At 66.3% G+C, this 13,048-nt stretch carries 24 protein-coding genes; 23 read left to right on the top strand and 1 reads right to left on the bottom strand.

Annotation, left to right across the window (positions count from 1 at the left end; translation table 11 throughout):
• Positions 1–69 precede the first annotated feature (69 nt).
• Positions 70–528, bottom strand: coding sequence for a GNAT family N-acetyltransferase (locus tag IE140_RS04175; RefSeq protein WP_150193361.1), 459 nt, complete (start codon positions 526–528; stop codon positions 70–72).
• A 462-nt stretch (positions 529–990) separates the two neighbouring features.
• Between IE140_RS04175 and rpsJ the strand changes: the two genes are divergently transcribed.
• The 23 genes from rpsJ to IE140_RS04060 all read left to right on the top strand — a co-directional run bounded on the left by rpsJ (position 991) and on the right by IE140_RS04060 (position 13,032).
• On the top strand, positions 991–1,299 hold the full coding sequence (rpsJ, locus tag IE140_RS04170; RefSeq protein WP_003948644.1) for a 30S ribosomal protein S10: 309 nt from the start codon (positions 991–993) through the stop codon (positions 1,297–1,299).
• A 14-nt stretch (positions 1,300–1,313) separates the two neighbouring features.
• Complete coding sequence (gene rplC / locus IE140_RS04165; RefSeq protein ID WP_006126884.1) at positions 1,314–1,958, top strand: 50S ribosomal protein L3; 645 nt, start codon at positions 1,314–1,316, stop codon at positions 1,956–1,958.
• A 4-nt stretch (positions 1,959–1,962) separates the two neighbouring features.
• Positions 1,963–2,613, top strand: coding sequence for a 50S ribosomal protein L4 (gene rplD / locus IE140_RS04160; protein ID WP_032763954.1), 651 nt, complete (start codon positions 1,963–1,965; stop codon positions 2,611–2,613).
• Complete coding sequence (gene rplW, locus IE140_RS04155) at positions 2,613–2,936, top strand: 50S ribosomal protein L23 (protein WP_003966958.1); 324 nt, start codon at positions 2,613–2,615, stop codon at positions 2,934–2,936. Before rplD ends, rplW begins: the two co-directional genes overlap by 1 nt.
• A gap of 38 nt (positions 2,937–2,974) precedes the next feature.
• Positions 2,975–3,811: a 50S ribosomal protein L2 gene (rplB, locus tag IE140_RS04150; protein WP_006126887.1), complete on the top strand. Its 837-nt coding sequence runs from the start codon at positions 2,975–2,977 to the stop codon at positions 3,809–3,811.
• Between the two features lie 12 nt (positions 3,812–3,823).
• Positions 3,824–4,105, top strand: coding sequence for a 30S ribosomal protein S19 (gene rpsS / locus IE140_RS04145; RefSeq protein ID WP_003966956.1), 282 nt, complete (start codon positions 3,824–3,826; stop codon positions 4,103–4,105).
• A gap of 43 nt (positions 4,106–4,148) precedes the next feature.
• Entirely contained in the window at positions 4,149–4,496 is a 348-nt protein-coding gene (gene rplV, locus IE140_RS04140; protein WP_004571827.1) for a 50S ribosomal protein L22, read from the top strand.
• The gene (gene rpsC / locus IE140_RS04135; RefSeq protein ID WP_003966954.1) at positions 4,496–5,326 is read left to right on the top strand and encodes a 30S ribosomal protein S3; all 831 of its coding nucleotides are present in this window, start codon (positions 4,496–4,498) and stop codon (positions 5,324–5,326) included. Before rplV ends, rpsC begins: the two co-directional genes overlap by 1 nt.
• Before the next feature lie 5 nt (positions 5,327–5,331).
• The gene (gene rplP / locus IE140_RS04130; RefSeq protein ID WP_003966953.1) at positions 5,332–5,751 is read left to right on the top strand and encodes a 50S ribosomal protein L16; all 420 of its coding nucleotides are present in this window, start codon (positions 5,332–5,334) and stop codon (positions 5,749–5,751) included.
• Positions 5,751–5,975 (top strand): 50S ribosomal protein L29, encoded by a 225-nt coding sequence (rpmC, locus tag IE140_RS04125; protein ID WP_003966952.1) that lies wholly within the window; start codon positions 5,751–5,753, stop codon positions 5,973–5,975. Before rplP ends, rpmC begins: the two co-directional genes overlap by 1 nt.
• Positions 5,975–6,259, top strand: a complete 285-nt coding sequence (gene rpsQ, locus IE140_RS04120; RefSeq protein ID WP_018490820.1) for a 30S ribosomal protein S17 — start codon at positions 5,975–5,977, stop codon at positions 6,257–6,259. The genes rpmC and rpsQ overlap by 1 nt, the downstream gene beginning before the upstream one ends.
• A 108-nt stretch (positions 6,260–6,367) precedes the next feature.
• Entirely contained in the window at positions 6,368–6,736 is a 369-nt protein-coding gene (gene rplN, locus IE140_RS04115; protein WP_003966950.1) for a 50S ribosomal protein L14, read from the top strand.
• 2 nt (positions 6,737–6,738) lie between these two features.
• Complete coding sequence (gene rplX / locus IE140_RS04110; protein WP_003966949.1) at positions 6,739–7,062, top strand: 50S ribosomal protein L24; 324 nt, start codon at positions 6,739–6,741, stop codon at positions 7,060–7,062.
• Positions 7,062–7,619, top strand: coding sequence for a 50S ribosomal protein L5 (gene rplE, locus IE140_RS04105; protein ID WP_006126888.1), 558 nt, complete (start codon positions 7,062–7,064; stop codon positions 7,617–7,619). The genes rplX and rplE overlap by 1 nt, the downstream gene beginning before the upstream one ends.
• Positions 7,620–7,621: 2 nt before the next feature.
• Positions 7,622–7,807 carry a type Z 30S ribosomal protein S14 gene (locus IE140_RS04100; protein ID WP_003948630.1) on the top strand — a complete coding sequence of 62 codons (186 nt, stop codon included), beginning with the start codon at positions 7,622–7,624 and terminating at the stop codon, positions 7,805–7,807.
• 224 nt (positions 7,808–8,031) lie between these two features.
• Positions 8,032–8,430: a 30S ribosomal protein S8 gene (rpsH, locus tag IE140_RS04095; protein WP_003966947.1), complete on the top strand. Its 399-nt coding sequence runs from the start codon at positions 8,032–8,034 to the stop codon at positions 8,428–8,430.
• Positions 8,431–8,451: 21 nt separating this feature from the next.
• Positions 8,452–8,991 (top strand): 50S ribosomal protein L6, encoded by a 540-nt coding sequence (gene rplF / locus IE140_RS04090; protein ID WP_003966946.1) that lies wholly within the window; start codon positions 8,452–8,454, stop codon positions 8,989–8,991.
• A gap of 2 nt (positions 8,992–8,993) precedes the next feature.
• Positions 8,994–9,377, top strand: coding sequence for a 50S ribosomal protein L18 (rplR, locus tag IE140_RS04085; protein ID WP_018490822.1), 384 nt, complete (start codon positions 8,994–8,996; stop codon positions 9,375–9,377).
• A gap of 47 nt (positions 9,378–9,424) precedes the next feature.
• Complete coding sequence (gene rpsE, locus IE140_RS04080) at positions 9,425–10,027, top strand: 30S ribosomal protein S5 (RefSeq protein ID WP_006126891.1); 603 nt, start codon at positions 9,425–9,427, stop codon at positions 10,025–10,027.
• Positions 10,027–10,209 (top strand): 50S ribosomal protein L30, encoded by a 183-nt coding sequence (gene rpmD, locus IE140_RS04075; RefSeq protein ID WP_006126892.1) that lies wholly within the window; start codon positions 10,027–10,029, stop codon positions 10,207–10,209. Before rpsE ends, rpmD begins: the two co-directional genes overlap by 1 nt.
• A gap of 1 nt (position 10,210) precedes the next feature.
• Positions 10,211–10,666, top strand: a complete 456-nt coding sequence (rplO, locus tag IE140_RS04070; protein ID WP_003966942.1) for a 50S ribosomal protein L15 — start codon at positions 10,211–10,213, stop codon at positions 10,664–10,666.
• Between the two features lie 393 nt (positions 10,667–11,059).
• Positions 11,060–12,373, top strand: coding sequence for a preprotein translocase subunit SecY (gene secY / locus IE140_RS04065; protein WP_032779332.1), 1,314 nt, complete (start codon positions 11,060–11,062; stop codon positions 12,371–12,373).
• Complete coding sequence (locus IE140_RS04060; protein ID WP_032779331.1) at positions 12,373–13,032, top strand: adenylate kinase; 660 nt, start codon at positions 12,373–12,375, stop codon at positions 13,030–13,032. Before secY ends, IE140_RS04060 begins: the two co-directional genes overlap by 1 nt.
• Positions 13,033–13,048 lie beyond the last annotated feature (16 nt).

Below are 13,048 nucleotides of genomic sequence, written 5' to 3'. Positions count from 1 at the left end.
GCAGGTCAGCGGCGGTCGGGCCGCGCCTGCGGGAGAGTAGACGGAGGGACGGGCGGCCGGGTTGCCCGGTCAGGGTGTGGGGTTGCGCACCAGGAAGACGTCGACGGCGTCCTCCCGCTCCAGCGTGAAGCCGTGCCGTTCGTAGAGGCGCCGGGCGGGGCTCCCCTGGAGGACGTCCAGGCGTACGGGCTGCCGCTCGGCGTCCGCGCGGTCCAGGACTCCCCGCAGGACGGCCGAGCCGATGCCCCGGCCCTGGAGCGCGGGGGAGAGGTAGAAGTGCTCCAGCCACCAGCCGTCCTCCGCCGGGCGCCGGGCCACGCAGCCCGCGAAGGATCCGGCGGCCTCGATGACCGAGGTGTGCTCGGGGGCGTAGGCGTCCCGCAGCCGCTGCCGCACGCGGTGCTCGTCGTAGCGGCCGAGCCGCTCCAGGTCCGGTCGCATCACGACGGCGCGCAGTTGGGCGATGGGCTCGACATCCTCGGGGAGGGCCTGGCGCAGGGTCCAGGGCGGCAGCGTGTTCGTCGGCATGGCGGGATCTTCCCAGAGGCCCTCCCGGGGCCCGCGACAGGTCCCGTGCCGCCGGATGCGCATCCGCGTTTGAGTACGCGCCCGCTCGGGGTAGGATTCCCGACTCGATTGGCCAGGCCCGCGCCCCGTATGGCACACTGACCAGGTTGCTCGGTTGAGTGTCAATGCTGCGCGCCTCCCGCCGGGAGGACCGGAAGCGAGTCCCACAGTACTCGTCGGCCCTGTAGGGCCGGACGTACGGGAATCTTCCGGGAAGCAATGCAGGGCGCCGGCCAGGCACCCGGTGGGTGTTCCGCCCCCGGTTCCGCGGTCCTCGGGCCCGCACCCCCTTGGTTGGGATCTCCCTGGTGGGAGATTTTCGTAGAGGGGATGCGACACGCCCGACCGCGTGGGTCGGAGGGGGAGTCCAGAGAACCCCCGGGTTCCAGAGCGTTAAACAGAGAGACAGGACTACTAGTAGCCATGGCGGGACAGAAGATCCGCATCCGGCTCAAGGCCTACGACCACGAGGTCATCGACTCCTCGGCGAAGAAGATCGTCGAGACGGTGACCCGCACTGGTGCGTCGGTCGCGGGCCCGGTGCCGCTGCCCACTGAGAAGAACGTGTACTGCGTCATCAAGTCGCCGCACAAGTACAAGGACTCTCGCGAGCACTTCGAGATGCGCACCCACAAGCGCCTCATCGACATCCTCGACCCCACGCCGAAGACGGTTGACTCGCTGATGCGTCTCGACCTGCCGGCCGGCGTCGACATCGAGATCAAGCTCTGAGGGGACGGGCCGAGATGAGCAAGAACATCAAGGGCGTCCTGGGCGAGAAGCTCGGCATGACCCAGGTCTGGGACGAGAACAACCGGGTTGTCCCGGTGACCGTCGTCAAGGCCGGTCCGTGCGTCGTGACGCAGGTTCGCACCAACGACAGCGACGGCTACGAAGCGGTCCAGATCGCCTTCGGCGAGATCGACCCGCGCAAGGTGAACAAGCCCCTCAAGGGTCACTTCGCCAAGGCCGACGTCACCCCGCGCCGCCACCTGGTCGAGCTCCGCACCCCTGACGCCAGCGAGTACACGCTGGGCCAGGAGGTCACCGCCGCTGTGTTCGAGTCCGGCGTCAAGGTTGACGTCACGGGCAAGAGCAAGGGCAAGGGCTTCGCCGGTGTCATGAAGCGTCACAACTTCAAGGGCCTCGGCGCCGGGCACGGCACCCAGCGCAAGCACCGTTCCCCCGGTTCCATCGGTGGCTGCGCCACCCCTGGGCGTGTCTTCAAGGGCATGCGCATGGCGGGCCGCATGGGTAACGAGCGCGTCACCACCCAGAACCTGACCATCCACGCGGTTGACGCGGAGAAGGGTCTGCTCCTCATCAAGGGCGCGGTCCCCGGTCCGAACGGCGGCCTCGTCCTGGTCCGTACCGCGGCCAAGGGGGCTTGAGGTAATGAGCACCATTGACATCCTTTCGCCGGCAGGCGACAAGGCCGGTACCGTCGAGCTCCCCGCGGAGATCTTCGACGCGAAGACCAGCGTTCCGCTGATCCACCAGGTCGTTGTCGCTCAGCTGGCGGCTGCCCGTCAGGGCACGCACAAGACCAAGCGCCGCGGTGAAGTCCGCGGTGGTGGTAAGAAGCCTTACCGCCAGAAGGGCACCGGCCGCGCCCGTCAGGGTTCGACCCGCGCCCCGCAGTTCGCCGGCGGTGGCGTCGTCCACGGCCCGCAGCCGCGTGACTACTCGCAGCGGACCCCGAAGAAGATGAAGGCCGCCGCCCTGCGCGGTGCCCTCTCGGACCGGGCCCGTCACTCCCGTATCCACGTCGTCACCGGCGTGGTCGAGGGTGCCGCCTCCACGAAGGCCGCCAAGTCGCTGCTCGGCAAGATCTCGGAGCGCCAGAACCTGCTCCTGGTCGTCGACCGTGCCGACGAGGCCTCGTGGCTGTCCGCGCGCAACCTGCCCCAGGTGCACATCCTGGAGCCGGGCCAGCTCAACACGTACGACGTGATCGTCTCTGACGACGTGGTCTTCACCCAGGCCGCTTTCGAGTCCTTCGTGTCTGGCCCCCAGACCGCTGAGACCGAAGGGAGCGACGCCTGATGAGCGAGGCGACCGTTACCAGCAAGACGTACTCGGACCCGCGTGACGTTCTCGTCAAGCCCGTGGTCTCCGAGAAGAGCTACGCGCTGCTCGACGAGAACAAGTACACGTTCATCGTCGCGCCCGGCTCCAACAAGACCCAGATCAAGCAGGCCGTCGAGGCGGTCTTCTCGGTCAAGGTCACCGGGGTCAACACGATCAACCGGCAGGGCAAGCGCAAGCGCACCCGCACCGGTTTCGGCAAGCGCGCCGACACGAAGCGCGCCATCGTGACCCTCGCCGAGGGCGACCGTATCGACATCTTCGGCGGCCCGACCTCCTAGTGAGGTCGAGTCGTCCGGAATCGGACGAGGACTGAGAAATGGGTATCCGCAAGTACAAGCCGACGACCCCGGGCCGTCGTGGCTCCAGCGTCGCCGACTTTGTCGAGATCACGCGGTCCACGCCGGAGAAGTCGCTGGTCCGCCCCCTGCACAGCAAGGGCGGCCGTAACAACGCCGGTCGTGTGACCGTTCGCCACCAGGGTGGTGGCCACAAGCGCGCCTACCGCGTGATCGACTTCCGTCGTCACGACAAGGACGGCGTGCCGGCCAAGGTCGCGCACATCGAGTACGACCCGAACCGCACCGCGCGCATCGCGCTGCTGCACTACGCGGACGGCGAGAAGCGTTACATCGTCGCTCCCCGTGGCCTGTCGCAGGGTGACCGTGTCGAGAACGGTCCGACCGCCGACATCAAGCCCGGTAACAACCTGGCGCTGCGCAACATCCCGGTCGGTACGACCATCCACGCCATCGAGCTGCGGCCCGGCGGCGGCGCGAAGTTCGCCCGTTCCGCGGGTGCCTCCGTGCAGCTGCTGGCGAAGGAGGGCACCATGGCCCACCTTCGTATGCCGTCGGGTGAGATCCGCCTGGTCGACGCGCGCTGCCGCGCGACGATCGGTGAGGTCGGCAACGCCGAGCAGTCGAACATCAACTGGGGCAAGGCCGGCCGCATGCGCTGGAAGGGCGTTCGCCCGACCGTCCGCGGTGTCGCGATGAACCCGGTTGACCACCCGCACGGTGGTGGTGAAGGCAAGACCTCCGGTGGTCGTCACCCGGTCTCGCCGTGGGGTCAGAAGGAGGGTCGTACTCGTGCTCCCAAGAAGGCGAGCAACAAGTACATCGTCCGCCGCCGCAAGACGAACAAGAAGCGCTAGGAGCGGGTTTAGATGCCGCGCAGTCTCAAGAAGGGGCCCTTCGTCGACGGACACCTCATCAAGAAGGTGGACGTACAGAACGAGGCAGGCACCAAGAACGTCATCAAGACCTGGTCCCGTCGCTCGATGATCGTCCCGGCCATGCTGGGTCACACCATCGCGGTGCACAACGGCAAGATCCACGTCCCGGTGTTCGTCACCGAGTCGATGGTCGGCCACAAGCTCGGCGAGTTCTCGCCGACTCGCACCTTCCGCGGCCACGTCAAGGACGACCGGAAGTCGAAGCGCCGCTAAGCGCGGGGTGGAAACGACTATGACTTACACCGAAGGGACAACCATGGAAGCCAGGGCCCAGGCGCGGTACATCCGCGTCACGCCCATGAAGGCCCGCCGCGTGGTGGACCTCATCCGTGGCATGGATGCCACGGAGGCTCAGGCGGTCCTGCGTTTCGCCCCGCAGGCCGCGAGCGTGCCGGTTGGCAAGGTGCTGGACAGCGCCATCGCCAACGCTGCACACAACTACGACCACACCGACGCCTCTTCGCTGGTCATCAGCGAGGCGTACGTGGACGAGGGCCCGACCCTGAAGCGGTTCCGTCCGCGTGCTCAGGGCCGTGCCTACCGGATCCGTAAGCGGACCAGCCACATCACCGTGGTCGTCAGCAGCAAGGAAGGAACCCGGTAATGGGCCAGAAGGTAAACCCGCACGGGTTCCGGCTCGGCATCACCACGGACTTCAAGTCCCGCTGGTACGCCGACAAGCTGTACAAGGACTACGTCAAGGAAGACGTCGCCATTCGTCGCATGATGACGAAGGGCATGGAGCGGGCCGGCATCTCGAAGGTCGAGATCGAGCGCACCCGCGACCGCGTCCGCGTTGACATCCACACCGCCCGCCCGGGCATCGTCATCGGTCGCCGTGGCGCCGAGGCCGATCGCATCCGCGGCGAGCTGGAGAAGCTGACCGGCAAGCAGGTCCAGCTGAACATCCTCGAGGTCAAGAACCCCGAGGTGGACGCTCAGCTGGTGGCCCAGGCCGTCGCCGAGCAGCTCTCCTCCCGCGTCTCCTTCCGTCGGGCCATGCGCAAGAGCATGCAGTCCTCGATGAAGGCCGGCGCCAAGGGCATCAAGATCCAGTGCGGCGGTCGCCTCGGCGGCGCCGAGATGTCCCGCTCGGAGTTCTACCGCGAGGGCCGTGTGCCCCTGCACACGCTCCGCGCGAACGTCGACTACGGCTTCTTCGAGGCCAAGACGACCTTCGGCCGCATCGGCGTGAAGGTCTGGATCTACAAGGGCGACGTCAAGAACATCGCCGAGGTTCGCGCCGAGAACGCCGCGGCCCGCGCCGGTAACCGTCCGGCTCGTGGCGGCGCTGACCGCCCGGCCGGCCGCGGTGGCCGTGGTGGCGAGCGTGGCGGTCGCGGCCGTAAGCCGCAGCAGTCGCCGGCAGCCGAGGCCCCCAAGGCCGACGCCGCCGCTGCTCCGGCTGCTGAGAGCACCGGAACGGAGGCCTGACCGAAATGCTGATCCCCCGTAGGGTCAAGCACCGCAAGCAGCACCACCCGAAGCGCAGCGGTATGTCCAAGGGTGGCACGCAGGTTGCGTTCGGCGAGTACGGCATCCAGGCGCTGACCCCGGCGTACGTGACGAACCGTCAGATCGAGTCCGCTCGTATCGCGATGACCCGTCACATCAAGCGTGGCGGCAAGGTCTGGATCAACATCTACCCGGACCGTCCCCTGACGAAGAAGCCGGCCGAGACCCGCATGGGTTCCGGTAAGGGTTCTCCCGAGTGGTGGATCGCGAACGTCAAGCCCGGTCGGGTGATGTTCGAGCTGTCCTACCCGAACGAGAAGATTGCTCGTGAGGCGCTCACCCGCGCTGCTCACAAGCTTCCGATGAAGTGCCGGATCGTTCGGCGCGAGGCAGGTGAGTCGTGATGTCGGCCGGTACCAAGGCGTCCGAGCTGCGCGAGCTGGGCGACGAGGAGCTCCTCAACAAGCTCCGCGAAGCCAAGGAAGAGCTGTTCAACCTCCGCTTCCAGGCGGCGACGGGCCAGCTCGAGAACCACGGCCGGCTCAAGTCCGTCCGTAAGGACATCGCCCGGATCTACACCCTGATGCGTGAGCGCGAGCTGGGCATCGAGACGGTGGAGAGCGCCTGATGAGCGAGAAGACTGTGACTGAGACGAACACCGAGCGCGGTTTCCGCAAGACCCGTGAGGGTCTGGTCGTCAGCGACAAGATGGACAAGACCGTCGTCGTCGCTGTCGAGGACCGCGTCAAGCACGCGCTGTACGGCAAGGTCATCCGCCGTACGAACAAGCTCAAGGCCCACGACGAGCAGAACTCCGCCGGCGTCGGCGACCGCGTCCTCATCATGGAGACGCGTCCGCTGTCCGCCTCGAAGCGCTGGCGCATCGTCGAGATCCTCGAGAAGGCCAAGTAATTCCTGAGGGGTTTCCCTCAGGTCAGTTCCGCCAGGCTCGGTGAGGGAGCCGCGTGAGTCACTTACGCGGCTCCCCGCCGGGAACCGGCAGACGATCAGGAGATAGACGTGATCCAGCAGGAGTCGCGACTGCGCGTCGCCGACAACACGGGTGCGAAGGAAATTCTCACCATTCGTGTTCTCGGTGGCTCGGGTCGCCGCTACGCGGGTATCGGTGACGTCATCGTCGCCACCGTCAAGGACGCGATCCCCGGTGGCAACGTGAAGAAGGGTGACGTCGTCAAGGCCGTCATCGTTCGCACCGTCAAGGAGCGTCGTCGTCAGGATGGCTCGTACATCCGCTTCGACGAGAACGCCGCCGTCATTCTGAAGAACGACGGCGACCCCCGCGGCACCCGCATCTTCGGCCCCGTGGGCCGGGAGCTGCGCGAGAAGAAGTTCATGAAGATCATCTCGCTCGCGCCGGAGGTGCTGTAAGCATGAAGATCAAGAAGGGCGACCTGGTCCAGGTCATCACCGGTAAGGACAAGGGCAAGCAGGGCAAGGTCATCGTGGCCTACCCCGCTCAGGACCGCGTCCTCGTCGAGGGTGTCAACCGGGTCAAGAAGCACACCAAGGCCGGTCAGACGGCTCGCGGTTCGCAGACGGGTGGCATTGTGACCACCGAGGCCCCGATCCACGTCAGCAACGTTCAGCTTGTTGTGGAGAAGGACGGCAACAAGGTTGTCACCCGCGTCGGCTACCGCTTTGACGACGAGGGCAACAAGATCCGCGTTGCCAAGCGGACCGGTGAGGACATCTGATGACTGCCACCACTGCGCCGCGTCTCAAGACGCGCTACCGCGAGGAAATCGCCGGCAAGCTGCGTGAGGAGTTCTCGTACGAGAACGTCATGCAGGTTCCCGGTCTGGTCAAGATCGTGGTCAACATGGGTGTGGGCGACGCCGCCCGCGACTCCAAGCTGATCGACGGGGCCGTCCGCGACCTCACCACGATCACCGGCCAGAAGCCGGCCGTCACGAAGGCCCGCAAGTCCATCGCGCAGTTCAAGCTGCGCGAGGGCCAGCCGATCGGCTGCCACGTCACCCTCCGCGGTGACCGGATGTGGGAGTTCCTGGACCGTACGCTGTCGCTCGCGCTTCCGCGTATCCGTGACTTCCGTGGCCTGTCGCCGAAGCAGTTCGACGGCCGTGGCAACTACACCTTCGGTCTCACGGAGCAGGTCATGTTCCACGAGATCGACCAGGACAAGATCGACCGGGTCCGGGGCATGGACATCACCGTGGTCACCACGGCGACCAACGACGACGAGGGTCGTGCCCTGCTTCGTCACCTCGGCTTCCCGTTCAAGGAGAACTGACCGTGGCGAAGAAGGCTCTGATCGCTAAGGCCGCCCGTAAGCCGAAGTTCGGCGTCCGCGGGTACACCCGCTGCCAGCGCTGCGGCCGGCCCCACTCCGTCTACCGCAAGTTCGGCCTGTGCCGCGTGTGCCTTCGTGAGATGGCTCACCGTGGCGAGCTGCCGGGCGTGACCAAGAGCTCCTGGTAACTCTCCTTCGCCCCCTGGGCGTTGGAAGTTCCCGGAGACTCTCGGTAAGCATCTGGTCGGCAGGAGCCCCGCCTTTCATGCCGTAGGCTTGAAGGGTTGGGCGCCTGCCGCCCAAGACCGACTTACTACGCCGTAGGTCCCCGCGCCGCACCCGTCCCGCCAGTGAGTGGGGAGAGGGATGGTGCATACAGGAAACCCCGGCGAGAGAGGCCGAAGGCCAATTCATGACCATGACTGATCCCATCGCAGACATGCTCACGCGTCTGCGTAACGCGAACTCGGCGTACCACGACTCCGTCGTGATGCCGCACAGCAAGATCAAGTCGCACATCGCGGAGATCCTCCAGCAGGAGGGCTTCATCACCGGCTGGAAGGTCGAGGACGCCGAGGTCGGCAAGAACCTCGTCCTGGAGCTGAAGTTCGGCCCGAACCGCGAGCGTTCGATCGCCGGCATCAAGCGCATCTCGAAGCCGGGTCTGCGTGTTTACGCAAAGTCCACCAACCTGCCGAAGGTCCTCGGCGGCCTGGGCGTGGCGATCATCTCCACGTCCCACGGTCTCCTGACCGGCCAGCAGGCAGGCAAGAAGGGCGTAGGTGGGGAAGTCCTCGCCTACGTCTGGTAGTCGGGAAAGGAAGGAAAGCTCATGTCGCGAATCGGCAAGCTCCCCATCCAGGTTCCCGCCGGTGTGGACGTCACCATCGATGGCCGTACGGTCGCGGTGAAGGGCCCCAAGGGTTCCCTCACGCACACCGTCGCCGCGCCGATCGAGGTCTCCAAGGGTGAGGACGGCGTTCTGAACGTCACCCGCCCGAACGACGAGCGTCAGAACAAGGCCCTCCACGGCCTGTCCCGCACGCTGGTGGCGAACATGATCACCGGCGTGACCGCGGGTTACTCCAAGGCGCTCGAGATCAGCGGTGTCGGTTACCGCGTCCAGGCGAAGGGCTCCAACCTGGAGTTCGCCCTGGGCTACAGCCACCCGATCCTCATCGAGGCGCCGGAAGGCATCACCTTCAAGGTCGAGTCGCCCACGAAGCTCAGCGTCGAGGGCATCGACAAGCAGAAGGTCGGCGAGGTGGCCGCCAACATCCGCAAGCTGCGGAAGCCCGACCCGTACAAGGCCAAGGGCGTCAAGTACGCGGGCGAGGTCATCCGCCGCAAGGTCGGAAAGGCTGGTAAGTAGCCATGGCATACGGTGTGAAGATCGCCAAGGGCGACGCGTACAAGCGCGCTGCTCGCAAGCGGCGCCACATCCGCGTCCGCAAGCACCTGTCGGGTTCGCCGGAGCGGCCCCGTCTGGTCGTGACGCGTTCCAACCGCCACATCGTGGCCCAGGTCATCGACGACATCGCGGGCCACACGCTCGCCTCGGCGTCGACCCTGGACACCTCGATCCGTGGTGGCGAGGGCGACAAGAGCGCCCAGGCCAAGCAGGTCGGCGCCCTGGTCGCCGAGCGTGCCAAGGCTGCAGGCGTCGAGGCCGTCGTGTTTGACCGCGGTGGTAACCAGTACGCCGGGCGGATTGCCGCTCTGGCTGACGCCGCCCGTGAAGCCGGGCTGAAGTTCTAAGCCCCGGTTCCTACGCACAGCGGACGTAACAGAGAGAGGTAATTCCCATGGCTGGACCCCAGCGCCGCGGCAGCGGTGCCGGTGGCGGCGAGCGGCGGGACCGGAAGGGCCGTGACGGTGGCGCAGCCGCCGAGAAGACCGCGTACGTCGAGCGCGTCGTCGCGATCAACCGCGTCGCCAAGGTTGTGAAGGGTGGTCGTCGCTTCAGCTTTACCGCGCTGGTCGTGGTGGGCGACGGTGACGGCACGGTCGGTGTCGGATACGGCAAGGCCAAGGAAGTTCCCGCGGCCATCGCCAAGGGTGTCGAAGAGGCCAAGAAGAACTTCTTCAAGGTCCCCCGCATCCAGGGCACCATCCCTCACCCGATCACGGGCGAGAAGGCAGCGGGCGTCGTCCTGCTCAAGCCGGCTTCCCCCGGTACCGGTGTTATCGCCGGTGGCCCGGTGCGTGCCGTGCTCGAGTGCGCCGGCGTTCACGACATCCTGTCGAAGTCGCTTGGCTCGTCCAACGCGATCAACATTGTGCACGCGACCGTGGAGGCCCTGAAGGGCCTGCAGCGTCCCGAGGAGATCGCGGCCCGCCGCGGTCTGCCCCTCGAGGACGTCGCCCCCGCGGCTCTGCTTCGTGCGCGTGCGGGAGCGGGTGCGTAATGGCTCGCCTCAAGATCACGCAGACGAAGTCGTACATCGGCAGCAAGCAGAACCACCGCGACACCCTGCGTTCGCTCGGGCTCAAGCGCCTGAACGACTCGGTTGTCAAGGAGGACCGCCCCGAGTTCCGCGGCATGGTGCAGACCGTCCGCCACCTCGTGACGGTTGAGGAGGTTGACTGACATGGCGGAGAACAGCCCGCTGAAGGCCCACAACCTCCGGCCTGCCCCGGGCGCCAAGACCGCCAAGACCCGTGTGGGTCGTGGTGAGGCGTCCAAGGGTAAGACCGCAGGCCGTGGTACCAAGGGCACGAAGGCCCGTTACCAGGTTCCGGAGCGCTTCGAGGGTGGCCAGATGCCCCTCCACATGCGTCTCCCGAAGCTCAAGGGCTTCAAGAACCCGTTCCGCACGGAGTACCAGGTCGTGAACCTGGACAAGCTCGCGACGCTCTACCCCGAGGGTGGAGAGGTCACGGTGGCCGACCTGGTCGCCAAGGGTGCCGTGCGCAACAACCACCTCGTCAAGGTCCTCGGACAGGGCGAGATCTCCGTGGCACTGCAGGTTTCGGTTGACGCCGTCTCCGGCTCCGCCAAGGAGAAGATCACCGCCGCCGGCGGTACGGTCACCGAGCTCGTCTGAGCCGCGGGACAGAACTGAGCCCGGCCGGCTGCCTCTTCGGAGGTGGCCGGCCGGGCTTTTTTTCGTGCCCGGGACCATTTCGGTGCGATGTACGGGAACCGTAAAGGCTCGGGAAAGGTTGAACGAGTGTCCACCGCACCGGCGGTGGGGGAGCGGAGGGGCGTTCACGTCCCAAATGGTGTGGCTTGGCCGGTCTTCCGCGGCGCGGGCCGGGGAGCGGGCCGTGCACCGGTGTGCGGTGCGTGTTTCCTGCTCAGTCCCGGGCCGGGTAGGGTAGCGCCGTTCATCTTTTGTGGCCTCCTTACGATGTAGGGCTGCCTTGTATCCGATCCCGTCCAGTCCCATCCAGACCCGTCGCCTCTGACGCACAGCGCGGGGGTCGCAGGAGGCACCGTGTTCACCGCGTTCGCCCGAGCGTTCAAGACGCCCGACCTGCGCAAGAAGCTGCTCTTCACGCTCGGCATCATCGTGATCTACCGGCTCGGGGCGCACATCCCTGCCCCCGGTGTCGACTACACGAAGGTGCAGCAGTGCATCGACCAGGCCGACTCGGGTGGTCTCCTCGGTCTGATGCAGATGTTCAGCGGTGGCGCCCTGCTGCAGATCACCATCTTCGCGCTCGGCATCATGCCGTACATCACGGCCAGCATCATTCTCCAGCTGCTGACCGTCGTGATCCCGCGCCTGGAAGCCCTGAAGAAGGAGGGGCAGTCCGGCACGGCGAAGATCACGCAGTACACGCGTTATCTGACGGTCGCGCTGGCCGTCCTCCAGGGCACCGGCCTCGTCGCCACCGCCCGTAGCGGCGCGCTCTTCCAGAACTGCTCCGTGGGCGACCAGATCGTCGCGGACAAGTCGGTCTTCACCACGATCATCATGGTCATCACGATGACCGCCGGTACGGCCGCCGTCATGTGGCTCGGTGAGCTGATCACCGACCGCGGCATCGGCAACGGCATGTCGATCCTGATGTTCATCTCGATCGCCGCCACGTTCCCCGGCGCCCTGTGGGCCATCAAGGAGAGCGGCAAGCTGGCCGACGGCTGGATCGAGTTCGGCACCGTCATCCTCATCGGCTTCGTGATGGTCGGCCTCGTCGTCTTCGTCGAGCAGGCCCAGCGCCGCATCCCGGTGCAGTACGCGAAGCGCATGATCGGACGCCGCTCCTACGGCGGTACGTCCACGTACATCCCGCTCAAGGTGAACCAGGCGGGTGTGATTCCGGTCATCTTCGCGTCGTCGCTGCTCTACATCCCGGCGCTGATCGTCCAGTTCTCCGGCTCCAACGCGGGCTGGGCGACCTGGATCACGGACAACTTCGTGCAGCAGAACGCCCCGTACTACATGGTGGCGTACTTCCTGCTGATCGTCTTCTTCGCCTTCTTCTATGTGGCCATCTCGTTCAACCCCGACGAGGTCGCCGACAACATGAAGAAGTATGGTGGCTTCATCCCGGGTATCCGGGCAGGTCGTCCTACTGCCGAATACCTGAGCTACGTGCTCAACCGGATCACTTGGCCAGGCTCGCTGTACCTGGCCCTGATCGCTCTTGTGCCGACGATGGCGTTGGCGGGCTTCGGCGGTGCGAACGCGAACTTCCCGTTCGGCGGGACGAGCATCCTCATCATCGTGGGTGTTGGTCTGGAAACCGTGAAGCAGATCGAGAGTCAGCTCCAGCAGCGCAATTACGAAGGGTTCCTCCGCTGATGCGAATCGTCCTCGTCGGGCCTCCGGGTGCCGGCAAGGGAACGCAGGCTGCGTACCTTGCCGAGAACCTGTCGATTCCGCACATCTCCACGGGTGACCTCTTCCGCGCCAACATGAGCCAGGGCACCGACCTTGGCAAGCAGGCTCGCGCCTACATCGACGCGGGCCAGCTGGTGCCGGACGAAGTCACCATCGGGATGGCCAAGGACCGCATGTCCCAGTCGGACGCCGTGAACGGCTTCCTGCTGGACGGCTTCCCGCGGAACGTGGGCCAGGCCGAAGCCCTTGACGTGATGCTCAAGGACGAGGGCGTGAAGCTCGACGCGGTCCTCGACCTGGAGGTCCCCGAGGACGAGGTCGTGAAGCGGATCGCGGGCCGCCGCGTCTGCCGCAAGGACAGCGCGCACGTCTTCCACCTGTCGTACAGCCCGCCGAAGACCGAGGGCGTCTGCGACGTCTGCGGCGGCGAGCTGTACCAGCGCCACGACGACAGCGAGGAGACGGTCCGTACCCGGCTGGAGGTCTACCACACGCAGACCGAGCCGATCATCGACTACTACCGGGCCCAGGGCCTGGTGGTGACCATCTCCGCGCTCGGCGAGGTCGCGGACGTGACCGCCCGCGCCATGGACGCGCTGAAGCCCTCCGACGAGGGCTGAGCGACACCCCGCACCA

Origin of the sequence: Streptomyces parvus, assembly GCF_014648875.1 — a bacterium.
In the GTDB taxonomy this organism is placed as follows: Bacteria; Actinomycetota; Actinomycetes; order Streptomycetales; family Streptomycetaceae; genus Streptomyces; species Streptomyces parvus.
This window is presented reverse-complemented; position numbering and strand designations above follow the sequence as displayed.

Excerpts from the sequence above, each read along its gene's own strand:
- IE140_RS04175 (WP_150193361.1), bottom strand. The coding sequence starts at position 528 with ATGCCGACGAACACGCTGCCGCCCTGGACCCTGCGCCAGGCCCTCCCC.
- rpsJ (WP_003948644.1), top strand. The coding sequence starts at position 991 with ATGGCGGGACAGAAGATCCGCATCCGGCTCAAGGCCTACGACCACGAG.
- rplC (WP_006126884.1), top strand. The coding sequence starts at position 1,314 with ATGAGCAAGAACATCAAGGGCGTCCTGGGCGAGAAGCTCGGCATGACC.
- rplD (WP_032763954.1), top strand. The coding sequence starts at position 1,963 with ATGAGCACCATTGACATCCTTTCGCCGGCAGGCGACAAGGCCGGTACC.
- rplW (WP_003966958.1), top strand. The coding sequence starts at position 2,613 with ATGAGCGAGGCGACCGTTACCAGCAAGACGTACTCGGACCCGCGTGAC.
- rplB (WP_006126887.1), top strand. The coding sequence starts at position 2,975 with ATGGGTATCCGCAAGTACAAGCCGACGACCCCGGGCCGTCGTGGCTCC.
- rpsS (WP_003966956.1), top strand. The coding sequence starts at position 3,824 with ATGCCGCGCAGTCTCAAGAAGGGGCCCTTCGTCGACGGACACCTCATC.
- rplV (WP_004571827.1), top strand. The coding sequence starts at position 4,149 with ATGGAAGCCAGGGCCCAGGCGCGGTACATCCGCGTCACGCCCATGAAG.
- rpsC (WP_003966954.1), top strand. The coding sequence starts at position 4,496 with ATGGGCCAGAAGGTAAACCCGCACGGGTTCCGGCTCGGCATCACCACG.
- rplP (WP_003966953.1), top strand. The coding sequence starts at position 5,332 with ATGCTGATCCCCCGTAGGGTCAAGCACCGCAAGCAGCACCACCCGAAG.
- rpmC (WP_003966952.1), top strand. The coding sequence starts at position 5,751 with ATGTCGGCCGGTACCAAGGCGTCCGAGCTGCGCGAGCTGGGCGACGAG.
- rpsQ (WP_018490820.1), top strand. The coding sequence starts at position 5,975 with ATGAGCGAGAAGACTGTGACTGAGACGAACACCGAGCGCGGTTTCCGC.
- rplX (WP_003966949.1), top strand. The coding sequence starts at position 6,739 with ATGAAGATCAAGAAGGGCGACCTGGTCCAGGTCATCACCGGTAAGGAC.
- rplE (WP_006126888.1), top strand. The coding sequence starts at position 7,062 with ATGACTGCCACCACTGCGCCGCGTCTCAAGACGCGCTACCGCGAGGAA.
- rpsH (WP_003966947.1), top strand. The coding sequence starts at position 8,032 with ATGACCATGACTGATCCCATCGCAGACATGCTCACGCGTCTGCGTAAC.
- rplF (WP_003966946.1), top strand. The coding sequence starts at position 8,452 with ATGTCGCGAATCGGCAAGCTCCCCATCCAGGTTCCCGCCGGTGTGGAC.
- rplR (WP_018490822.1), top strand. The coding sequence starts at position 8,994 with ATGGCATACGGTGTGAAGATCGCCAAGGGCGACGCGTACAAGCGCGCT.
- rpsE (WP_006126891.1), top strand. The coding sequence starts at position 9,425 with ATGGCTGGACCCCAGCGCCGCGGCAGCGGTGCCGGTGGCGGCGAGCGG.
- rpmD (WP_006126892.1), top strand. The coding sequence starts at position 10,027 with ATGGCTCGCCTCAAGATCACGCAGACGAAGTCGTACATCGGCAGCAAG.
- rplO (WP_003966942.1), top strand. The coding sequence starts at position 10,211 with ATGGCGGAGAACAGCCCGCTGAAGGCCCACAACCTCCGGCCTGCCCCG.
- IE140_RS04060 (WP_032779331.1), top strand. The coding sequence starts at position 12,373 with ATGCGAATCGTCCTCGTCGGGCCTCCGGGTGCCGGCAAGGGAACGCAG.